Below are 15,352 nucleotides of genomic sequence, written 5' to 3'. Positions count from 1 at the left end.
GCACGAGCGCTCTACGCGCCTGTCGCGGAAGCGAGGAGACGGACGACGTCCGGGTTCATCGCGTGCCGAGTCACTCGGCAGGTCTGGTACGTTCATTCGGCGACGGCGTCGAGCGTTCGAAGCGGAGAACCCCGTGACGCGACCTGCCGGTTGCCGCAGGCGGGGTCGGTCGACGGTCCCGCGCCGCGCCCGACCGACCAGCCAGCGCCCGGCGCGGCCGACGCCGAAGCCGCCGAGGCCGGCCGCGACGGCGACCGAGGGGGCCTACTGGAACGTGCGGCCGATCTGTTCTTCGGGCTCGGGTTCGGCCGTCTCGAACTCCTCTTCGATCTCCTCGTAGCGCTCGCGGGTTTCGGGGGTCACGCTCGGGCCGACCTCGTCGAGGGCCTGCTCGAAGTGTTCCGTCGAGATGCGGACGTTGGTGACCGCCTCGTTCATCTCCCCGGGGTCGACCGAGCCGATGAACTCGCGGGTCGCGGCCATCGACGCCTCGCGGCAGACGGCCTCGATGTCGGCGCCGACGTAGCCTTCCGTCTCGGCGGCGAGTTCGTCGAGGTCGACCGCGTCGGCGAGTGGCTTGTCGCGGGTGTGGACCTCGAAGATCTTCCGGCGGGCCTCCTCGTCGGGGACCGGCACGTGGACGTGGCGGTCCAGCCGGCCCGGCCGGAGCAGGGCGCGGTCGATGAGGTCCGGGCGGTTGGTCGTGGCGACCACGACCACGTCCTCCAGTTCCTCGAGGCCGTCGAGTTCGGTCAGCAGTTGCGAGACGACGCGCTCGCCGACGCCGGAGTCGCTGACGGTGCGACCGCGCTCGCCGGCGATCGAGTCGATCTCGTCGAAGAAGATCACCGTCGGGGCGTTCGAGCGCGCCTTCTCGAACACCTCGCGGACGCCCTTCTCGGACTCGCCGACGAACTTGTTCAGCAGTTCGGGGCCCTTGATCGAGATGAAGTTCGACTGGGCCTCGTTGGCGACCGCCTTCGCGAGCAGGGTCTTCCCGGTGCCCGGCGGGCCGAACATCAGGACGCCCTTGGCGGCCTCCATGTCCATGGCCTCGAACACCTCGGGGTAGTCGAGTGGCCACTGGATCGTCTCGCGCAGGCGCTCTTTGGTGTCCTCGAGGCCGCCGACGTCGTTCCACGTGACGTCGGGCACCTCGACGAAGACCTCGCGGAGCGCCGAGGGCGTGATGCCCTTGAGCGCCTCCTTGAAGTCGCGCTCGGTCACCTGAAGGGTCTCGAGCACCTCGGCGTCGATCTCCTCGGCTTCGAGGTCGAGGTCGGGCCGGATGCGCCGCAGGGCGTTCATCGCGGCCTCCTTCGTCAGGCTCTCGAGGTCGGCGCCGACGAAGCCGTGGGTGTTCTCGGCGTACTGCTCTAAGTCGACGCTGTCCGAGAGGGGCATCCCGCGGGTGTGGACCTGCAGGATCTCCCGGCGACCCTCCTTGTCGGGGACGCCGATCTCGATCTCGCGGTCGAACCGGCCCGGCCGACGGAGGGCGGGGTCGATCGCGTCGACGCGGTTCGTCGCCGCGACGACGGTGACCCGGCCGCGCTCTTCGAGGCCGTCCATCAGGCTGAGCAGTTGCGCGACGACGCGCCGTTCGACGTCGCCGCCGGCCTCCTCGCGCTTGGGCGCGATGGAGTCGAGTTCGTCGATGAAGACGATCGCGGGGGCGTTCTCCTCGGCCTCCTCGAAGACCTCGCGGAGTTGCTCCTCGCTCTCGCCGTAGTACTTCGACATGATCTCCGGGCCGGAGATCGTCTCGAAGTGGGCGTCGATCTCGTTGGCGACGGCTTTCGCCATCAGCGTCTTGCCGGTCCCCGGCGGGCCGTGCAGGAGGACGCCCTTCGGCGGCTCGATGCCGAGTTGCTGGAACAGTTCGGGGTGGCGCATCGGCAACTCGATCATCTCGCGGACCTGATCGAGTTCGTCGTCTAAGCCGCCGATGTCCTCGTAGGTGACGTCCGGGACGCCCTCGGGGGCGCTTGCGGCCCCGGCGCTGATCTGCTCGGCGGGCGTCTCCGAGATGTGGATGTCGGTCGAGTCGGTGATGATGACCGTCCCGGCGGGTGTGGTGCTCGCGATCTTCAGCGGCACCGACTGGCCGGAACTCGCCATCGGCCCGAACGACAGCGAGAACGGTACCGTCTGGCCCTCGGTGACGGCGTGACCGCTCAGTTTGTCGCGTACGAGCGGGCCGATGTCGCCGCGGATGCGGAGGTTCTGCGGGAGCGCCACCGTGACCGACGTCGCGGGCTTGACGTCCGCTTTCTCGACGCTGACGCGGTCGTCGATCCCGACGCCGGCCTCCTGGCGCAGGCGGCCGTCGATCCGGACGATCCCCTTGCCCTCGTCCTCGGGGTACCCCGGCCAGACGCGCGCGACTGCCTGGCCGTCGCCGCTCCCCTTGATGACGATGTAGTCGCCGTTCTCGAGGTCGAGTTCGCGCATCGACGCGCGGTCGATCGCCGCGAGCCCGCGCCCCGCGTCCTTCTGTTTGAGGGGTTTGACGGTGAGTTTCATGCGTCTACCTCCAGTTCGACAGTGAGAACCCCGTTTCTGATAAACGCTTGCGCGTCGGTCGCGCGCTCGGGCAGGTCGAACTCGTACTGGTCGTCTCTGACGACGACGATGACGGTTCCGTCGACGACGTCGACCGACGTCTCCGGTCCGACGGGGCCGAAGTCGACGGCGAGGACGGACTCGTCGTCGTAGTCGTACTGACGGACGACCCGGTCGTCGCCGCGGGCGAATTGTTCGATGTTCATGGTGACTAACCCAAGGTAAGCAACTCAGATATATATATCTTTCGTGCATTGACCGCAGGACGGCGTCGGGGTGCAGGAATTAGCAATTGTTCGCAGTTCACGCTACGATCCGCGAGGGGGCCGCCCGACCTCGCCCGCCGGTCGTTGCTCAGCCTTTATACCGCCATCTCTCGTTTCTCCGGTATGGAAACGGTCGTTCATCTCGGTCGGGAGACCGCCTACGAGCGCGCCGACCGCGGGGGGACGGGTCCGACCGCCCTCTGTGTCCACGGCAGCGGCGGGACCCGCAACGTCTGGAAGTCCCAGCACCGGATCGCCGACGAGTTCCCCGTCGTCACGGTCGACCTCAGCGGCCACGGCGACTCCGAGGACGTCGACGCCAGCCCCGGCTACACGGCGCTCTCGGCGTACGCCGACGACGTCCTCGCCGTCGCCGGGGCGACCGACGCCGACGTCCTCGTCGGCAACTCGCTGGGCGGTGCGGTCGTCATGCACGCGCTGCTCGAACGCGACGTGGCGCCGTCGGGGATCGTCCTCACGGGGACGGGCGCGCGGCTGGGGGTCCTTCAGGACCTCCTCGAGTGGCTCGAACACGACTTCGAGCGGGCCGTCGACTTCCTCCACGGCGACGACCGGCTCTTCCACGACCCGGACCCGCAGATACGCGAGGCCTCGCGGCAGTTGATGCTCGACTGCGGCTCCGCGGTGACCCACCGGGACTTCCTGACCAGCCACCGCTTCGACGTCCGCGACCGCCTCGGCGAGATCGACGTCCCCGCGCTCGTCGTCTACGGCGAGTACGACCAGCTTACCCCGCCGTGGTTCCACGAGTACCTCGCCGAGGAACTGCCCGACGCCGACCTCGTCGAGATCGAGGACGCCGCCCACCTCGCGATGCTCGAACGTCCGGCGGCGTTCAACGACGCCCTGACGTCGTTTCTGGACTCGCTGGACTAGCCGCCGGCGTCCGCGCCCCGTCCGGCGGCTCGTACTCGAAGACGCCCACCTCCGAGCCGTCCTCGACCGGCGCCCACCGCGGCGACTCGGCGAACGCGCGGCGGAGGTCACAGCCCTCGCCGTCGTCTTCGTCGACGACGGCGTACAGCGGCCCCTCGCGCTCGGCGAACGCGGCGTCGTCGACGCCGTCGCACGAGAGCGCCCGCTCGACCTCGACCGCCCGGGGGGACTCCGGCGCCGGGTGCAGGTGGTCCGGGAGTTCGTTCCTCGCGTAGTAGAGGTCGCGCTCGGCGAGCGCCGGGACGATCAACACCGTGCGCGCGCCGCCGGGCTGGTACTCGAGTTCGTCGTACACCCCCTCCGAGACGAGCAGCGCGCTGTCCTCGGGGGTCTCGCCCTCGATCCACTCGAAGGCCGCCCCGTCGACCGGCGCCCCCTCCGAGAGGCGCACGTCGGTCCCCGCGAACGCGTAGTTCCCGTCGGCCGCCCACGGCGACCGGACGTACTCGACGTGGAGGACGGCCAGCGGGGTAAACAGCAGGACGAGGACGAAGACGACGACGAGGACCGGCCGGAGCGACCCCGCACGGGCGTAGACCCGGCGGAGGCCGACGGCGGCCAGCGGCGCCGCGGGGAGGACGAGGAGGTAGGCGCCCTTGTACTGGTTGCCGTCGGCCAGCGTGAGGACCGTCGCGAGGACGGCGAGCGCGGCGGCGACCAGCGCGAGCGCCCGCGCCTCGTCCGCTCGCCGCGCTCGCAGCCGCAGGTAGCCAAGCGCCGCGAACGGGCCGACGACGGCGAACGGCAGGACGACGTTCCGTGCGTTCGAGAGGTACCGGACGTGCGGCCCGTCGAGCGCGACGGACCCGAGCGCGGGGAGCGCGACGGTCGCCCGCGAGTCGACGAGGAGGCGAACCGACCCCTCCGCGGCCCCGGCCGACCGCAGGAGCGCGAAGAAGGGGAGACACCCGAGGGCGACGAGCGCCCAGGCGACGAGCGGCCGCCAGCGGACGTCGAGCGCCGCGAGCGAGCGCGTGCCGGGCCACGGGATCGACCGGACGTCGACGGCGGACGGGGCGCCGGCGTCCCACGCGGACCGGAGGTCCGCCGCCGTCGACGCGACCGTGACGGCGCCTAACGCGGGGAACGCGAACAGCGCCGTCGTCGCGTGGACGTGAAAGAGGAGCACGCCCGCGACGACGAACCCGACCCACGGGCGACGCGACGGCCCGTCGCCGTACGTTCCCCGGAAGAGAAAGAGGAGCATCGCCGCGAAGAGGAACAGGCCCAGCGGGAAGCCGCTGACGTGGACGAACTTCCCGAGGAAGGGATCGATCCGGTCGCTCCACGCGAGGAGGCCGGTCGGCTCGTACCCGAGCAGGTACCGGAGCGGCGGTTCGACGGTCGCCAGCCCCCAGACCGGGACGAGCGCCGCGAGTACCCCCTCCGTCCGCGTGAGCCCGGCCCGGTCCCGGCAGAACCGGACGAGCAGGAGGACGACCCCGGCGGCCGCCAGCAGGTCGACCCCGAGGCTGGCGACGACCGGCGCGACGCCCGCCGTCTCGACGAGCCCCGCGAGCAGGGCGTGGTAGGGCCAGTAGTAGGCGGCGTACGGTTCGTACGCCAGCCCGGGGTGCGTCGGCGGGACGTTGCCCCGGAGGACGCTGTAGACGAGCGCGCTGTGGAGCGCGCCGTGAGAAGAGAGCGTCACGCGCGCGCTCAGGAGGTGCGGGGTGCCGACGTACGCGAGCACCCCGCCGACGACGGCCGCGACCGCGGCGGCCTCGCGCCGGGGGAGGCCGACCGCGACCCGGAGCGGCCGCAGCCGCGGGTACGCGAGCGCGATCCAGAGCGCCGAGAGCGCCGGCAGCGCGACGAGCGGGACGTCGAGTAGCGTCAGCGCGACCGTCGCCGCCGCCAGCCACGCCAGCGAGAGGACGACCGACAGCGCACCGAGCGCCGTCGCGTCGATCCGTTCGCCCGCCGGCCCGAGGGCCGCCGTGGCGACGAAGCCGGGGACGACGAGCAGGTAGCTCCCGGCGACGAGCGGCCCGAGGACGGGGACGTCGACGGCGACGGCTCCGGACGCGAGGACGAGCCAGCAGGCGGCTACCGCCACGGCGCTCCGGCGTGTCACCTCCATGTCGATGGGGGACCTCGCTCGAATCCATCGACGACCGCCGACGGGAACCTGCGGCCTGCAAGCGACGCGCCTTCACGTCTCGCCGCGTTCCGGTCGGGACCGGGGCGGACACGCCCGGCCGCCCGGTCGCCTCAGTAGAGTTCGTCGAGGTCCGCCTCCTCGTGGCTGTGCTCCGCCGCGGGGAACGAGCCCTCCTCGACGGCCTCGACGTAGGACTCGACCGCGGAGAGCATCTCGCCGCGGACGTCGCCGAACTGCTTCGAGAACGAGGGGCTCCACTCGCTCAGGCCGACGGCGTCGTGGAAGACGAGCACCTGGCCGTCGCAGTCGGGGCCCGCGCCGATCCCGATCGTCGGGACGTCGATGGTCTCGGTCACCTCGCGCGCGAGGTTCGAGGGCACGTGTTCGAGGACGAGCGAGAACGCGCCCGCCTCCTCGTGGGCTTCGGCGAGGTCGACGATCCGCTCGGCGGCCTCCGGGTCGGTCCCCTGCCGGGGGTAGCCGCCGTACTGGTTGACGTGCTGGGGGGTGAGCCCGAGGTGGGCCATCACCGGAATCCCGAGGTTGACCATCTTCTCGGTCAACTCGACCGTGTGCGGGCCGCTCTCGAGTTTGACCGCGTCCGCGCCCTCCTCTTTGAGCATCCGGCCGGCGTTCTCCAGACTCTCGCGCTCGTCGACGCCGAACGAGAGGAACGGCATGTCGGCGACGACCAGCGCCTCCTCGGTCGCACGCGCGACGGCGCCGACGTGTCTGGCGGTGTCCTCGACGGTGACCGGCAGCGTCGTCTCGTAGCCGAGGGTCGTGTTACCGACGCTGTCGCCGACCAGCACGACGTCCACGCCGACCTCGTCGACGATCGCCGCCGTCGGCGCGTCGTAGGCCGTCAACATCGTGATCGGTTCCTCGCCCGCCTTCGCTCGCAGGTCCCGGACGGTGGGCATACCCTCACTTCCGTTCCTGACAAGTAAACGTCGTCGTTCTCGCGCGCCACCCGCGGCGTTTATTACTGCCGCATCGGAACCCTCGAACGTGCCCGAACCCGTCGAGACGACGAATCCGGACGGCGTCGACTACGGGTGGGTGATGCAGGTGACGTTCGTCGCCACCATCCTCGTCGGCGCGCCCGCGATCGCGCTCGCGTCGACGGCCGTTACCCTCCCGACGTGGGGTGCCCGCGTCGAGTTCGCGGTCCGCGTCGGCGCCGCCGTCTGGCTCGTCGTCGCCGTCTGCGTGTTCGCGTACGCGAAGTACGCGCAGGATCAGTAGCCCGACGGCTCGCCGTCGACGTACTCGAAGTCGGTCCCCGCTCGCTGTGCCGTCTCCTCGTCGCGCGCCGAGTCCCCGACGAACAGCGCCCGCTCCGGCCGCGCCCCGAGTCTGGTGACCGCCTCGATCAGCGGCTCCGGGTGGGGTTTGCGCGTGGTGACGGTGTCGCGGCCGACGACGACGTCGACGGTCGACAGCAGGTCGTGTCGGTCGAGGGCGATCCGGCAGGCCGCCTCGCAGTTGAGCGAACAGACCCCCGCCGGGACCGACAGGGCGAGCAGTTCGTCCGCGCGGGGCAGTCGGGGCGAGGTCCGCGCCCCCTCGCGCTCGCGTGCGGCGATCGTCGCCTCGACCTCCTCGCCCAGTCCCGCCTCGGGTGCGGCCGCGAGCAGGTCCCAGAGGCCGTCGCCCGGCGGTTCGACGCCCGCGGCGCGGTACACCTCGCGGACGTCGCGGGCGGTCGCGGCCCAGTCGACGTCGAGGTCGACGAGCGTCCCGTCGAGGTCGTATACGACGGCGTCGTACTCGGTCACGGACGACGAGAGGGGCGCGGGGCGGATAGCGACTTCGATCGCGGGCGGTCAGTCGAGCAGGTGACGCGCGACGACCGTCTTCTGGATCTCGGTCGTCCCCTCGTAGATCTCGGTGATCTTGGCGTCGCGGTAGAGGCGTTCGACCTCGCCCTCGGTGACGTAGCCGTAGCCGCCGTGGACCTGGACGGCCTCGTTCGTGACGTGCATCGCCGCCTCGCTCGCGAAGTACTTCGCCATGCTCGCGGCGAGCGCGCCGTCGCCGTCGGCGCGCTCCCGGGCGGCGTACCGGGTGAGCTGGCGGGCGGCCTGCGTCCGGGTCGCCATCTCGGCGATCGTGTGTCGGACCGACTGGATCTCGGCGATCGGGTCGCCGAACTGCTCGCGCTCCCGACTGTAGTCGATCGCCTCGTCGAGGGCCGCCTGGGCGAGGCCGACGGCCTGCGAGGCGATGGCGATCCGGCCGCCGGTGAGGATGTGAAACGCCGCGGAGAGCCCCCGGCCTTCCTCGGTGAGGCGGTTCTCGGCCGGGATGCGGACGCCGTCGAACGTCAGGCTCGTCGTGTCGCTCGCGCGCAAGCCGAGTTTGTCCTCCTTCTCGCCGACGGAGAGGCCGTCTGCGTCCCCCGGGACGACGAACTGCGTGATCGTCGCGGGGTCCTCTTGGTCGGTCTTCGCGAACAGCACGTAGACGCCCGCGCGCTTGCCGTTCGTGATCCACTGCTTCTCGCCGTCGATCACGTACTCGTCGCCCTCGCGGCGGGCCTCGGTCGACATCTCGGCGGGGTTCGAGCCCGCGTGCGGTTCCGAGAGCGCGAACGCGCCGACGGGCCGGCCCGCGGTCATCTCCGGCAGCCAGCGCTCCCGTTGGTCCTCGTCGCCGAACTCGGCGATACAGGAGGTAGCGAGGCAGTGGACCGACAGCGCGGTCGCCACCGCGAGCGCGCCGTAGGCGACCTCCTCGTTGACGACGCTGTAGGTGACGGGGTCGGCGTCGTAGCCGCCGTACTCCTCGGGAACCGTCAGGCCCGTCAGGTCGAGTTCCGCGAGGCCGTCCCAGACGTCCTCGGGGAACTCCTGGGTCCGGTCGGCCTCGGCGGCCGTCGGGCGGATCTCCTCGACGGCGAACTCCCGCACCACGTCGCGAATCGCCGCCTGCTCGTCCGTGAGTGCCATACCACGGCCTGCGACGCGGGCGGCAAAAAACCTCCCTAAACGTTCCTGACGGACCTCAGAGCACGTCGAGGTCCTCGAACCGCTCGCGCATCTCCGCGGCGCTCTCCTCGTCTTTCAGCCGCAGCGGGCGACGCAGCGGCCCGGCGTCGAACTCGCGCAGGCGCAGCGCGGTCTTCACGCCGGACATGTACGCGCCGCCGGTCTTCAGCGCGTCGCGGACGCCGTAGATCGTGTGCTGGAGGTCGCGGGCGCGTTCCTCCTCGCCCGCGTCGTAGGCCTCGTAGCAGTCGACGACGAGTTCGGGGACGACGTTCGCGACGGCGCTGACAGCGCCGGAACAGCCGATTTCGAGGCCGGTAAACACAAGCGAGTCCGACCCGGCGAGGAAGGTGAGTTCGGGGTGGGCGTCGACCGCCTGCGCGAGCCACGGGACGTCCTTGCTCGAATCCTTGAGACCGACGAGGTTGTCGATCGCGGCGAGGTCGTCGAGCGTCGACAGGGGGATCGAGTTGCCCGTCTTGCTCGGGATGTGGTAGACGTAGACCGGGAGGTCGACCGCGGCCGCGACGCGCTCGTAGTGGTCGAGGTAGGCGTCGTGGTCGAGCGGGTAGTAGTAGGGGGTGACGACGACGACGCCGTCGGCGCCGACGCGCTCGGCGTGTTCGGCGTGGGCGACGGTCTCGCGCGTGCTGGCCGCGCCGACGCCGGCGATGACTGGCACCTCGCCGCCGACCTCCTCGACGACGGCCTCGACGACGCCCTCGCGCTCGTCGGGCGTCAAGAGCGGGAACTCGCCGTTGGTGCCCAGCGGGAAGACGCCGTGGGCACCCCGGTCGACGACGAAGCGAGCGTGGGCCGCGGTCGTCTCGTAGTCGACGGACTCGTCCTCGTGGAACGCGGTGACGGTCGGCGGGACGACGCCGTGGATCGACAGCGGATCGTCCGTGCCGGGGTCGTGGTGGGCCATGTCCGTGGCTCCGACCGGCGCGGGTATAAAATGCCGCGATCCCGGCAGCCGCGGCGCTCAGCCGTCGACCACGCGGGACGGGGGCTCGTCGAGCTGTTCGCCGGCGAGCACCTTGTTCGCCCGCCGCAACCGCTCGGAGAGCGCCTGGTGGGAGATGTCGAGTTCCGCCGCCAGTTCTTCGAGCGAGATCCGCCGCGGGACGTCGTAGTAGCCCCGGCGGTAGGCCTCGGTGATCGCCTCCTCCTGGGCGTCGGTCAGCGCGGCGGTCGCCTCGAGGTCGTCGGCCTCGCGTCCCGCCTCGACCATCCGCTTGACGTCGATGTGCATTCCGCGGCCCTCGAGTTCGTCGACGGCGCTCGACAGGAGTTTGCGGTCCGGGAACAGCAGTCGGAGCGTCCACCGCCTCGCGGACCCCTGTGCGTCGAGGACCGTCCCGTCGTGGTCGAAGACGACCCCGCAGCGGTCGGTGACGGCCGGCCCGTACTGGAGCCGGTAGAGCCACTCCCCCTCGCCGGGGTTCTCGAGCAACCGGGTGAACTCCTCGACCGTGGGGTCGTCCTCGAGGCGGCCTTCGAGGCGCTCGACGTCGCAGCCGGCTATCCAGACGAGCGGCATCGTCTGCAAGGGGCCTTCGGCGACGACGCTTTTGACCTGTACCTCGAGGTCGGGAATCGCCTCGAACGTCTCCGCCAGCGCGAACTCCTCGGCGGGGACCGCGATCTCGGCGACGGTCGTCATCGGCGTTTACCTCCCGGTTCGGGAGCGTCGTCGGTTCGCTCGCGGACGATCCGTCCGGCGTCGATCGGGTGCGTGCTGTGTGGCGTCATGGTGAGGTGGCTGCCGGTCCGACTCGATGACGGTGCGCAGGGATCGCGCCGGTGAAAATCGTGAGAGGTCTGCGACCCCGGTGAACCGCGTTTCGCTCGGATCGTGCTCACGGGGATTCGGCGCCGAGTCGGTTCACCGCGGGGCTTGTGTGTTCCGGTCGTTTATCCGGGCGGTTCAGCCGAGCCTCGCGAACCGGTTGAGCGCGTAGACCGTCCGCAGGACGTCGACGCTCTTGCCCCGGTCGAAGACGAGTTCGTCCGACCGGATGACGTGGTCCAGCGTCTCCCGCGAGGCGTGCTCCGGCGCGGCGGCGATCCCCGCGTCGTTCTCCGCGACCCACCGCATCACCCGCAGGTCGCTCTTCGAGTCGCCCATCACGAGCGCGAACGGGTCCTCGACGCCGAGTACGTCGAGCGCGCGTTCGACGCCGACGACCTTGTTCAGTTCCAGACTGCCGATCTCTGCCGCGTCGGCCTCGTAGTAGGCGACGTCGATCCGTTCGAGGAGCGATCGCAGTTCCTCGGGAATCCCGTCCACGTCGACGTCGGGGTAGGTGCCCTCGCGTTCGAGCACCGCCCGGATCTCGGGGTCGCCCTCGGCGTAGAACGCGCGGGTCCACGCGACGGCGTCGTCGCCGTCGCCGTCGGCGTCGACGGCCGCCGCGACGGCGTCCGCGAGCAGGTCGAGCAGGTAGACGAGCGCGTCGTCGATGATCTCGCGGGCGCGTGCGGAGCCCGTCTCGTAGTTGGGCTTCATCGTCACGTTGAACTCGTTGCCCTGGAGGTGACAGCCCCGCCGGAGGTCCTCGGGGGCCTCCGGGAGCACGCGCGCGCGGACGTCGTCGAAGACGTCGCGGATCTCCGCGTCGAGGTCCTCGTAGAGCAACTGCTTCGTGTCGGCGCCGTGACCCGGCGTGAACACGCCCGTCCCGGCCTCGTAGACGATCGACAGCTCACCGGAGTGGACGATCTCGCTGCCCAGCCCCTGAATGGCGAACCCTTTGACGTTCTCCAGGGTCTGGCCGGTACAGATGACGATCGGCACCCCCGCCTCGTGGAACTCGGTGAGCACGTGCAGCGTGTCCCGGGGAATCTCGTTGTCGGTGCCGCCGGCCGACCGCAGCGTCTCGTCGACGTCGAGGACGAGCACGTTCACCGGCCGGCCGTACTTCGCCTCGAGGTCAAGCGCCGCGAACGCCTGATCGCGGGTCGCCCGCGCGGCCACTTCGGCGAACGTCTCGCCGGCCGCGAAGGCGTCGCGGATCTCCTCCTTTCGCTCCTCGAGTTCCTCGCTGGCCGTCTGCCAGTGCTCCAGTGCGACCCGCGAGTCGATGGCGGGGAAGACGTCGACGAACTCCTGGTACTCCCGCAGGGTCTTCGTGTCGAACTCGTCGTAGAGCCGGTAGACGAGATCGTATCGCTCCATGGCGGGAATACGGGCGACCCGCGGGATAACCGTTTCCGATGGCGCAGGTAGGCCGGGCGCGATCACTCCTCGAAGCGCCAGCGTTCCACGTCCACCTCGACGGGGCTCCCCGGCGCGGCGGTACGGGACGTGGGCGGTCCGGGCCTCCGGCCGGTCGAGGGTCGCCGGACGAACGGCGAGTGTGTTTACTCGCGTGAGAATAAATTTTTAGGAATCGGGGGCGAAGGTGGAGCCATGAGAGCGATCGCAGTGACACCGGGGGCTGGTGGCCCCGAAATCGTCGAGAAGCCCGTCCCGGAACCGGATACGGGGGAGGCCCTCGTGCGGACGCTCCGCGTCGGCGTCGACGGCACCGACCACGAGGTCATCGCGGGCGGCCACGGGGACGTCCCCGATGGCGAGGACCACCTCGTGTTGGGCCACGAGGCCGTCGGCGTCGTCGAGGACCCCAACGGGACCGACCTCGAGGCCGGCGAGGTCGTCGTCCCCACCGTCAGACGGCCGCCGAACGGGACCAACGAGTACTTCGAGCGCGGCGAACCCGATATGGCGCCCGAGGGCGAGTACGTCGAGCGCGGCATCGTCGGCGACCACGGCTTCATGGCCGAGTACTTCACCAGCCCCGCGGAGTACCTCGTGTCGATCCCCGAGGACCTGGCGCCGCTGGGTTTTCTCGTCGAGCCGATCAGCATCTCCGAGAAGGCGTTCGAACACGCCTACGCCGCCCGGTCGGCGTTCGAGTGGCACCCCGAGTCGGCGCTGGTGCTCGGCAACGGCTCGCTCGGCCTGCTGACCCTCGCGATGCTCGAGGCGGTCCACGGCTACGACCGCACCTACTGTCTCGGCCGGCGCGACCGCCCCGACCCGACCATCGACGTCATCGAGTCCCTCGGCGCGACGTACGTCGACTCCCGCGAGACGCCCGTCTCCGAGGTTGCCGACGCCTACGAGCCGATGGACTTCGTCTACGAGGCGACCGGCTACGCGAAACACGCCTTCGAGACCATCGAAGCGCTCGCGCCCAACGGCGTCGGCGCCTTGCTGGGCGTCCCCGGCCCGTGGGAGTTCGAGATCGACGGCGGCACGCTCCACGAGGAGTTCGTCCTGCACAACAAGGCGCTGATCGGCAGCGTCAACTCCCACCGCGGGCACTTCGCGAGCGCGGTCGATACGCTCTCCCAGCTTCCGGCGCCGTTCCTCGACGACCTGATCACCGGCGTCTACGACATCGAGAATTTCGAGGCGGCGTTCGTCGACGACGATACGACTATAAAAACGGCGGTCGAATTCGACCGCACATGAAAAACGTCGACGACCTGATCGAGAGCGCGGCCGAACTGGCCGAGCGCGGCCTCTCGAAGGGCGAGATCGCCGACGAGTTGAACGTCTCCCGGGAGACCGCAAGCTGGCTCGTCGAGCGCAGCGGCACCGCGACCAGACAGCCGGACCGCACGACGACGAGCGGCGGCCCCTCCGACATCCACGTCGACTGGTCGGCGATCGGCCGGGACTCGAAGCGGATGAGCGCCGTCGCCACCGCGATGGCCGACCTGCTGGCGAAACACGGCGAGGACGTCGACCTCACCATCGGAATCGAGAAGGCCGGTTCGCCGCTGGCGACGCTCATCGCCCGCGAACTCGGGACCGACCTCGGGACGTACGCCCCCCGCAAGCACCAGTGGGAGGAAGGCGACATCGAGGACCTCGGCGGCACGTTCTCGCGGAACTTCGCCGGCATCCGCGGCCGCGAGTGTTACATCGTCGACGACACCATCACCAGCGGGACGACGATGCGCGAGACGATCGCGGCGATCCGCGATCAGGGCGGCGACCCCCTCGCGTGCGTCGTGCTGGCGGACAAGCAGGGCCTCGAAGAACTCGAGGGCGTCCCCGTCTACTCGCTGCTGCAGGTCATCACCGTCAGCGAGGAGGAGTGAGGAATCGAGCGGCGCGGCCGCGAGGCCGGACCACCCCGACCGCCCGTCCGCGCCCGACCCCATCCGACACCCCGACCCGTGCCCCCTCTCGACCGCCGCCGACTCCTCCGCGCGACGGCCGCCGCCCTGACCGCCGGGGTCGCCGGCTGTCTCCTCGACGCTCGACCCGACGAGGCCGCCGACCCGCCCGACGGGGTCGCCCCGACGACGGTCGTCTCCGACCTCGAGATTCCGTGGGACCTCGCGGTCGCCGGCGACGACGCCTTCGTCACCGAACGCGACGGCGGCGTCCGCCGGTTCGACCGCGAGTCGCTGGTCGACGGCGCGGGCCTCGCGGCCGGCGACGGCGAGGTCGCGCTCGCGGGCGCTGACCTGCCGGAGCGGACGGCCCCGGGCGAGGGCGGGACGCTGGGCGTCGCGGCCCACCCCGACTACCCGGAGCCGCCGGCACTCTACGTCTACTACACCGCCGAGGACGGCGAGCGCCGCAACCGGGTGGTGCGCTACGACCGCGACCGCGAGGAGATCGACCCGATCGTCGAGGGGATTCCGGCGGCGCGGACTCACAACGGCGGCCGGCTCCGGGTCGGTCCCGACGGCGACCTCTGGGTGCTGACCGGCGACGCCGAGGACCCCGACGCGGCGCGGGACCCGGACTCGCTTTCGGGGTCGGTCCTGCGGCTAACCCCCGATGGCGACCCCGCGGCCCCCGGCCCGCCGTTCCCGGACGGCGACCCCCGGCTGTTCACGGTCGGCCACCGCAATCCGCAGGGCCTCGCGTTCGCGCCGGACGGCACCGCGTTCGTGGCCGAGCACGGCCCGGACGCCCGTGACGAGGTGTCCCTCCTGCGCTCCGGCGGGAACTACGGCTGGGACGTCGCCCGCGGCGGGCCGGACGACCCCGAGTACGACGGCTACGACGCCCACGAGGCGTTCGTCCCGCCGCTGGTCAACACCGGGCCGGAGACGACGTGGGCGCCGTCCGGCATCGCCCGCTACGACGGCCCGATCCCCGAGTGGAACGGCCGCCTCCTCGTCGCGGGGCTGGCCTCCGAGACGCTGTTCGCCGTCGCGCTCCTCGACGACGCCGCGGCGGCCGACGACCTCCCGGACGCGGAGGTCGCGACCGTCCACGACGCCGACTGGCTCGACGACCGCTACACGGCCGTCTCGGTGCCCTACTACGTCGGCGAGTTCGGCCGCCTCCGGCACGTCGCGGTCGGCCCCGACGGCGCGCTCTACCTCCTGACGTCGAACCGCGACGGCCGCGCCCGCGTGGGCGGTGACTTCCCGCAGGACCGCGACGACCGCATCGTCCGCCTCGACCGGGCGTGAGCGCGGGCCGACGC

14 protein-coding genes are annotated in these 15,352 nt (G+C 71.0%); 5 read left to right on the top strand and 9 right to left on the bottom strand.

What is annotated here, in order from left to right; all coding sequences use genetic code 11:
• Positions 1-264: 264 nt before the first annotated feature.
• Together NKG98_RS05795 and NKG98_RS05790 are read right to left on the bottom strand one after the other, a co-directional pair.
• Positions 265-2,526, bottom strand: a complete 2,262-nt coding sequence (locus NKG98_RS05795; RefSeq protein WP_254768716.1) for a CDC48 family AAA ATPase — start codon at positions 2,524-2,526, stop codon at positions 265-267.
• Positions 2,523-2,771, bottom strand: coding sequence for a DUF7127 family protein (locus tag NKG98_RS05790; RefSeq protein ID WP_254768715.1), 249 nt, complete (start codon positions 2,769-2,771; stop codon positions 2,523-2,525). The genes NKG98_RS05795 and NKG98_RS05790 overlap by 4 nt, the downstream gene beginning before the upstream one ends.
• 183 nt (positions 2,772-2,954) lie before the next feature.
• Between NKG98_RS05790 and NKG98_RS05785 the strand changes: the two genes are divergently transcribed.
• Positions 2,955-3,728 (top strand): alpha/beta fold hydrolase, encoded by a 774-nt coding sequence (locus NKG98_RS05785; RefSeq protein ID WP_254768714.1) that lies wholly within the window; start codon positions 2,955-2,957, stop codon positions 3,726-3,728.
• On the opposite strand, the gene NKG98_RS05780 is transcribed toward NKG98_RS05785, so the two are convergent.
• Together NKG98_RS05780 and panB are read right to left on the bottom strand one after the other, a co-directional pair.
• Positions 3,688-5,871, bottom strand: a complete 2,184-nt coding sequence (locus tag NKG98_RS05780; protein ID WP_254768713.1) for a hypothetical protein — start codon at positions 5,869-5,871, stop codon at positions 3,688-3,690. The genes NKG98_RS05785 and NKG98_RS05780 overlap by 41 nt on opposite strands.
• A gap of 131 nt (positions 5,872-6,002) precedes the next feature.
• A complete protein-coding gene (panB, locus tag NKG98_RS05775; protein WP_254768712.1) occupies positions 6,003-6,815 on the bottom strand; it encodes a 3-methyl-2-oxobutanoate hydroxymethyltransferase in 813 nt (270 codons plus the stop codon).
• 88 nt (positions 6,816-6,903) lie between these two features.
• On the opposite strand from panB, the gene NKG98_RS05770 reads away from it, so the two are divergent.
• On the top strand, positions 6,904-7,140 hold the full coding sequence (locus NKG98_RS05770; RefSeq protein WP_254768711.1) for a DUF5822 domain-containing protein: 237 nt from the start codon (positions 6,904-6,906) through the stop codon (positions 7,138-7,140).
• Here NKG98_RS05770 and NKG98_RS05765 read toward each other — a convergent pair.
• The 5 genes from NKG98_RS05765 to NKG98_RS05745 form a co-directional block, all read right to left on the bottom strand.
• The gene (locus tag NKG98_RS05765; RefSeq protein ID WP_254768710.1) at positions 7,134-7,673 is read right to left on the bottom strand and encodes an HAD family hydrolase; all 540 of its coding nucleotides are present in this window, start codon (positions 7,671-7,673) and stop codon (positions 7,134-7,136) included. The two genes, NKG98_RS05770 and NKG98_RS05765, sit on opposite strands and share 7 nt — an antisense overlap.
• Before the next feature lie 48 nt (positions 7,674-7,721).
• The gene (locus NKG98_RS05760; protein ID WP_254768709.1) at positions 7,722-8,846 is read right to left on the bottom strand and encodes an acyl-CoA dehydrogenase family protein; all 1,125 of its coding nucleotides are present in this window, start codon (positions 8,844-8,846) and stop codon (positions 7,722-7,724) included.
• A gap of 55 nt (positions 8,847-8,901) precedes the next feature.
• The gene (locus NKG98_RS05755) at positions 8,902-9,813 is read right to left on the bottom strand and encodes a dihydrodipicolinate synthase family protein (protein WP_254768708.1); all 912 of its coding nucleotides are present in this window, start codon (positions 9,811-9,813) and stop codon (positions 8,902-8,904) included.
• 57 nt (positions 9,814-9,870) lie between these two features.
• Complete coding sequence (locus NKG98_RS05750; RefSeq protein WP_254768707.1) at positions 9,871-10,551, bottom strand: helix-turn-helix domain-containing protein; 681 nt, start codon at positions 10,549-10,551, stop codon at positions 9,871-9,873.
• A 264-nt stretch (positions 10,552-10,815) separates the two neighbouring features.
• Positions 10,816-12,066, bottom strand: coding sequence for an HAD family hydrolase (locus NKG98_RS05745; protein WP_254768706.1), 1,251 nt, complete (start codon positions 12,064-12,066; stop codon positions 10,816-10,818).
• Between the two features lie 234 nt (positions 12,067-12,300).
• Here NKG98_RS05745 and NKG98_RS05740 point away from each other — a divergent pair, with 234 nt between their 5' ends.
• From NKG98_RS05740 to NKG98_RS05730, 3 genes are all read left to right on the top strand, one after another.
• A complete protein-coding gene (locus NKG98_RS05740; protein WP_254768705.1) occupies positions 12,301-13,368 on the top strand; it encodes a glucose 1-dehydrogenase in 1,068 nt (355 codons plus the stop codon).
• Positions 13,365-14,003 (top strand): transcriptional regulator GfcR, encoded by a 639-nt coding sequence (gfcR, locus tag NKG98_RS05735; protein WP_254768704.1) that lies wholly within the window; start codon positions 13,365-13,367, stop codon positions 14,001-14,003. Before NKG98_RS05740 ends, gfcR begins: the two co-directional genes overlap by 4 nt.
• A gap of 78 nt (positions 14,004-14,081) precedes the next feature.
• Positions 14,082-15,338 carry a PQQ-dependent sugar dehydrogenase gene (locus NKG98_RS05730; RefSeq protein WP_254768703.1) on the top strand — a complete coding sequence of 419 codons (1,257 nt, stop codon included), beginning with the start codon at positions 14,082-14,084 and terminating at the stop codon, positions 15,336-15,338.
• Positions 15,339-15,352: the final 14 nt, after the last annotated feature.

It is taken from the genome of Salinilacihabitans rarus (assembly GCF_024296665.1).
GTDB classification, from domain to species: domain Archaea; phylum Halobacteriota; class Halobacteria; order Halobacteriales; family Natrialbaceae; genus Salinilacihabitans; species Salinilacihabitans rarus.
This window is presented reverse-complemented; position numbering and strand designations above follow the sequence as displayed.